This window comes from Chamaesiphon sp. OTE_8_metabat_110 (genome assembly GCF_031382685.1).
GTDB lineage: Bacteria > Cyanobacteriota > Cyanobacteriia > Cyanobacteriales > Chamaesiphonaceae > Chamaesiphon.
Genome location: NZ_JANMZA010000084.1, coordinates 1 through 5,591 on the forward strand (window position 1 = coordinate 1; position 5,591 = coordinate 5,591).

Below are 5,591 nucleotides of genomic sequence, written 5' to 3' on the forward strand. Positions count from 1 at the left end.
TCACGCCCAAACAATAATGCTGTCGGTTCCGTACTCTCCACGAGCCAAGGTAAAGCTTGCCTAGGTGTCTCTAGCTGTGTCGGAATCGCCCTGTCTCTGGCAGTAGTGGCAATTACTCGCGTACAACCCTGGAGAGCTGTCGGTAAGTCTGGAACGATCCTCGCCGTCTCTAAGAGATCGATCGCGTGTACTGCCATCCTGGTGGCTTCTTCACCAAGCACCTCACATTGGGGATTGACAATGACCAATTGTGTCAATCCCATATTCTTCATCACCCGTGAGATCGAGCCGATATTTAGAGCACCAGTTGGCTCTACTAAGATAATCCGAATATGATAAAGAGAGCTACTCACTGGACATTTATTTACTAATAACTGACATGCCACGTCATCGCGCGAAATCCGATCTACCTACCAAAGTCTGTCCCGTCTGCAATCTATCGTTTACTTGGCGCAAAAAGTGGGAAGCTAATTGGGATGAAGTCAAGTATTGTTCCGAACGCTGCCGGAAGAGGAGAGGGTAGATGAGAGATGGGAGAGAGTGGGTAAGAATTTAGATATCGCTAGATCGAAGAACACCCACATCTTTACTACCATCTCCCATCTCCCATCTCCCATCTCCTTCCTACATAAACGCTGGCTGATGACGAATGAGATTAAGAAACTCTTCTCTAGTGCGCTGATCCTCTTGGAAGGCACCTAGCATCGCACTGGTAACTGTCCACGAACCAGGTTTTTGGACGCCGCGCATGACCATACACATGTGGCTGGCTTCCATCACTACCGCGACACCCTTGGGTTCTAAAACTTCTTGCAGTGCCTCGGCGACTTGACGGGTGAGGCGTTCTTGAACCTGCATCCGGCGGGAATACATATCGACGATGCGGGCGAGTTTGCTCAAGCCAACGACTTTTTGGTTGGGGATGTAGGCAACATGCGCTCTACCCATAAATGGCAACATGTGATGTTCGCACATGCTAAAAAAGTTGATGTCGCGAACGAGCACCATCTCGTTATGACCTTCATCAAAAATCGCGCCATTGATGATCTCTTCGAGCGATTGGTTGTAACCACTCGTCAAAAATCGCATCGATTCAGCAACTCGTTTGGGAGTTTTGAGCAATCCTTCTCGCTCTGGATCTTCGCCTACTCCTAAGATGATTTGACGAACTGAGTCCATCATATCTTCTAGGCTAACTTCTTCTGGATCGTGAATCTTTACTGGCGCGCCATTAAGAGTATTACGATCGGGTCTGGGATTAATATTATTAAGGCGATCTTTACCAGCAGAGTTACCACTTTGAGGGGATGAAATAGTCATGTTTGGTCTAAATAGATATGAAAATAAATGAGCGGAGTCAAAACCCGGATTGGTAGACCGATTGTAGAACTATAAAGCTCCACCACTGGGCATGATAATTAGTTCTTCAACTACTGCACCACCAGGCGCAAGCACGGCGTAGAGGATGCCTTGAGCAACCGCTTCGGCGGTCAGCATAGCAGATCGATCGAAGTCGGCTTGGACGGTATCTGTATCCCAGAGTGGCGTATCGACCGAACCCGGACAGACTGCACTCACGCGAATGCCGTTGGCGCGTTCTTCACCAGCAATGGCTTTAGTTAGTGCCATCAGCCCAAATTTACTGACCGAATAAGCACCCCAATTGGGAAATACCTGTTTGCTAGCGATCGAAGATACGTTCACAATTATCCCAGATTGGCGTTGGCGCATCTGCGGCAAAATTCCCTGGATACATTGGAAAACGCTGGTGAGATTTAGGTCGATAATGCGTTGCCAATCGGCTAGGGGCGTATCGGCGATCGCTCCAGTATAAGCCATCCCCGCATTATTGATGAGAATATCTAAATTGTCAAAGTCTGCGGCAATTGCGGCAATCTCGATCGCAACTCGATCGATTTGAGCTAAATCTACCACGTATGTTTTGGCTGTCACACCAAGCGTGGTTGCAGCGGCTGCTACTGCCATTAGTTTATCCTCAGACCGCCCTAGCAATGCTAGATTAATGCCTGCTTTTGCAAAAGCTAGTGCTGTGGCTTTGCCAATGCCACTGCTTGCGCCCGTAATTAATGCCGTTCGATTAGTTGTTGCAATCGGATTCATCTAGTCCAGGAAGTTTGCCCAGAAGTGAGCGATATGTAAATTTTTGTTACGAGTTGATTATAGCATCGATCGAGTGATGGTCGATCGGACTTGGGGATCGGAACTAGATAGGGGATAGGGAATAGGGAATAGGGAATATCTAATTATGAGTAATGATTCACAACCCTAGAATAGATATCGCGTAGGGTGGGCACTGTCTTGACGCACTCAATCTGGAGGAAACCTCCAGAACGCACGTCGCTGCCCAACAGCTAGGTTTCAGAGATAATCTATCTTATAAATAATTACGTCTACCCACTTACTGAATAAATACTCCCATCTGTCGAAACTTATCATATCTGAGCGATCTTAGCTCGGCTGATGGTAGTACTCGTAACTGATGCAGATTTTTGAGGATGGCATCTTTGAGTACCGCCGCCGCGCGAACGGAGTCCGCATGTGCCCCACCGAGCGGTTCTGGTAAAATCTGGTCGAGAATGCCTAAGTTTTTCAAATCCTTAGAGGTAATTTTCAGAACTTCAGCCGCTTGGGGTGCTTTCCCGGCATCCTTCCACAAAATTGAGGCACAAGCTTCGGGACTAGCTACATAGTACACCGCATGTTCAAACATCATCAACCGATCGCTGACCCCAATGCCCAAGGCTCCACCAGAGCCACCTTCACCGATTACCGTACAAATAATTGGTACATCCAACCGAAACATCTCCCGTAGATTATACGCGATCGCTTCACCCTGTCCTAACTCCTCTGCCTCCAAGCCCGCCCAAGCCCCCGGCGTATCGATAAACGTTAGAATTGGCATCCCAAATCGATTGGCATGTTCCATCAAGCGCATTGCCTTGCGATAGCCCCCAGGAGCCGCCATCCCAAAATTTCGCGCTACGTTATCTTTGGTATCCCGCCCCTTTTGGTGCCCTAGTAGCACCACGGGAATCCCGGCTAACTTGCCCACACCGCCGATCAACGCCGGATCGTCTTTACCGCGCCTGTCGCCATGTAACTCGATCCATTCATCACAAATTGCCTGAATATAGTCGAGCGTACTCGGACGACGCGGGTGACGAGCTAGTTGGAGCTGCTGAGCGGGAGTGAGGCTACTAAAAATTTCGTCGCGCAATTGCACGTATTTAGTCTCCAATTGTAAAATCTGACTGGAGATATCGACGCTACTTTCTTCAGCAAGTTCGCGAATGCGATCGATCCGTTGCTGTAAGTCGGCTAACGGTTTTTCAAATTCTAATAAAAAGGGCTTCTTTTCGTTGGGAGCAGCCATGACTGGGAGTTGGGAGTTAGGAGTTGGGAGTTGGGAGCTGGGAGTAAAAAAATGTAGGGTGGGCACTGCCCACCATAGGCTTCAGCCAAAGCCATCATCAATCGAGTATATCCACGAACGCTCTACTTACCTGCATGATGCGCCAATTACCATTGCGGCGGGACTAACCCCCGACAAACGATAATAGCGGTCGAAAACCGTGCTTGAGTGAGGCTTGACCGATTTGTTCCATTTTCTCGATCGTAATCTGATTGCGTCCCCAGGAGAAACTCGTGTGCAGTTTCTCAAACTCCAATAACATCGCTTCGGCAAAACACGCAAAGAGCTGGCGAGCGGGAGCATCCATATTGACGATGTTCATGATTTTCCAGTCGATGTCGAGAGAATGCTCGACAATCCCCCCATTCATCACATGGATACCGGGAGCCTGAATCTTAGTGCCCAAATTTTTGGGATAACCACCGTCAATCAATAGACAGGGCTGCTTGAGAGTAGTCGCATCGATTTCGACCCCTTTTGGCATACTAGCCACCCAGACGATGATATCAGCTTGGGGCAAAGCAGCCTCTAACTCGACAATTTTGCCACGTCCCAGCTCAGCTTGGAGGTTTTGCAGGCGTTCCTGGTTGCGAGCTACTAATAGCAGATCGGCAATATTGGTGCGCTTGTCAATCCAGCGACATACGGCACTGCCGATATCACCTGTCGCCCCCACGACTGCGACTGTCGCTTTGCTCAGTTCGATCCCTAGTTTGACCGCACCCTGCTCGACCTGCCGTGCGATAATATATGCAGTATGTGTGTTACCAGTCGTAAATCTGTCAAAATCTAATTCGACATTCCGGACTTGTTTATTCTGGTAAAGACCGAATTCTTCAAAAATAATCGAGGAAAATCCACCGAGAGCAGTAATCTGAATTCCCTGTTTTTGGGCGTGAGCCATAGCATTGAGGATTTTGCGAATCGCTGCTTTGATGCGTCTAGTTGCTAGCATTTCCGGCAGAAAACAAGATTCGATGTAATAGCCTTCAATCTGTTGCCCGGTAATACTTGTGACCGTAATCCGATCTACTGTTTGTGGTGGGGCACTGCACCAAAAATCCAGCCCTTGATCTGCATATTCTGGAAAGCCTAAGTCTTTAGCGACGGCTTGGGCATGTTCTAAGCTGGTAAGGTGACCGATAAGACCAAACATGAAGATTTTACGAGTTGTGCCTGTTGAGCAGAAGTGGTGAGCGATATATAACGGCTAGATCTAAATGGCTCTTTCTACACAATAGTACAAAATAGGGCCTAGGGATCGCTTATTGAGGTAAGTTGCTCATTAGCCCGCTAATTTAGGGTAAGAGGTAAGAGGTAATGGGTAAGAGGTAAAAGGTAATAGGTAAGAAATTAATAATCTCCCCGTTTTCAATTAGACTTCGCTCAGTACAAGCTAGTTCCCCACTTCCCCCCGTCTCCCCGTCTCCCCGTCCCCCCGTCCCCCAGTCTCCCGCGTCCCCATGATTCGCCTCCGCCAACTCAACTGGACACCTTACTTATTCCTCGCGCCAGCATTGCTGCTGCTAGGGATAACAGTATTCTTGCCTGCCGTCCAGGCTTTTTATCTGAGCTTTACCAATTATGACCCGATCGCGGGTACGGCAAGCTGGCAAGGATGGACTAATTTCGATCGATTGGCCAAAGATGCGGTATTCTGGCAAACAATTAGGAATACATTGCTCTATCTCTGTGGTGTGGTGCCAATTTTGGTATTTGCCCCGCTGCTGCTGGCAATTTTAGTCAATCAAAAACTCAAAGGGATGAGCTTTTTTCGGGCGGCTTACTACGTCCCAGTTATCATTTCGATGGTGGTTGCGGGTATCGCTTGGAAGTTTATCTATGCTGAGAATGGTTTGCTCAATCAAATTTTAAAGGTCGTCGGTATTCCGGCAATTCCGTGGCTGACTAGTCCGGCATTAGCGTTATTTAGCGTGATGCTGGTAACGATTTGGAAGGGATTGGGTTACTACATGACGATTTATTTGGCGGGATTGCAATCGATTCCAGCGGATTTATATGAAGCGGCGGCGATCGATGGATCGGATCGTTATACTAAGCATTGGGATATTACTATTCCCCTGATGCGTCCTTATCTGTTGCTGGTTGCGGTTATTTCCGCGATCGCGGCCACCAAAATCTTTGAAGAAGTCTATGT

7 protein-coding genes are annotated in these 5,591 nt (G+C 48.2%); 2 read left to right on the forward strand and 5 right to left on the reverse strand.

Annotated elements, in window-relative coordinates; all coding sequences use genetic code 11:
- Positions 1-353 (reverse strand): TrmH family RNA methyltransferase (locus RMO52_RS03175; RefSeq protein WP_310410757.1); only part of this gene is annotated, 353 nt, incomplete at its 3' end.
- 26 nt (positions 354-379) lie between these two features.
- Here RMO52_RS03175 and RMO52_RS03180 point away from each other — a divergent pair.
- Positions 380-523, forward strand: a complete 144-nt coding sequence (locus tag RMO52_RS03180) for a DUF2256 domain-containing protein (RefSeq protein ID WP_310410759.1) — start codon at positions 380-382, stop codon at positions 521-523.
- Positions 524-624: 101 nt separating this feature from the next.
- Here the strand turns inward: RMO52_RS03180 and folE are convergent, their stop codons facing one another.
- The 4 genes from folE to RMO52_RS03200 form a co-directional block, all read right to left on the reverse strand.
- Positions 625-1,320: a GTP cyclohydrolase I FolE gene (gene folE / locus RMO52_RS03185; RefSeq protein ID WP_309738537.1), complete on the reverse strand. Its 696-nt coding sequence runs from the start codon at positions 1,318-1,320 to the stop codon at positions 625-627.
- Positions 1,321-1,389: 69 nt separating this feature from the next.
- Entirely contained in the window at positions 1,390-2,121 is a 732-nt protein-coding gene (locus RMO52_RS03190) for an SDR family oxidoreductase (protein WP_309738539.1), read from the reverse strand.
- A gap of 298 nt (positions 2,122-2,419) precedes the next feature.
- Positions 2,420-3,394 carry an acetyl-CoA carboxylase carboxyltransferase subunit alpha gene (locus RMO52_RS03195; RefSeq protein WP_310410761.1) on the reverse strand — a complete coding sequence of 325 codons (975 nt, stop codon included), beginning with the start codon at positions 3,392-3,394 and terminating at the stop codon, positions 2,420-2,422.
- A 163-nt stretch (positions 3,395-3,557) separates the two neighbouring features.
- Positions 3,558-4,589, reverse strand: coding sequence for a long-chain acyl-[acyl-carrier-protein] reductase (locus tag RMO52_RS03200; RefSeq protein WP_309738541.1), 1,032 nt, complete (start codon positions 4,587-4,589; stop codon positions 3,558-3,560).
- 307 nt (positions 4,590-4,896) lie between these two features.
- Between RMO52_RS03200 and RMO52_RS03205 the strand changes: the two genes are divergently transcribed.
- Positions 4,897-5,591, forward strand: a 695-nt coding sequence (locus tag RMO52_RS03205) for a sugar ABC transporter permease (RefSeq protein WP_310410764.1), incomplete at its 3' end; no start/stop codon positions are given.

Coding starts and splice junctions, on each gene's coding strand:
- RMO52_RS03180 (WP_310410759.1), top strand. CDS start 380: ATGCCACGTCATCGCGCGAAATCCGATCTACCTACCAAAGTCTGTCCC.
- folE (WP_309738537.1), bottom strand. CDS start 1,320: ATGACTATTTCATCCCCTCAAAGTGGTAACTCTGCTGGTAAAGATCGC.
- RMO52_RS03190 (WP_309738539.1), bottom strand. CDS start 2,121: ATGAATCCGATTGCAACAACTAATCGAACGGCATTAATTACGGGCGCA.
- RMO52_RS03195 (WP_310410761.1), bottom strand. CDS start 3,394: ATGGCTGCTCCCAACGAAAAGAAGCCCTTTTTATTAGAATTTGAAAAA.
- RMO52_RS03200 (WP_309738541.1), bottom strand. CDS start 4,589: ATGTTTGGTCTTATCGGTCACCTTACCAGCTTAGAACATGCCCAAGCC.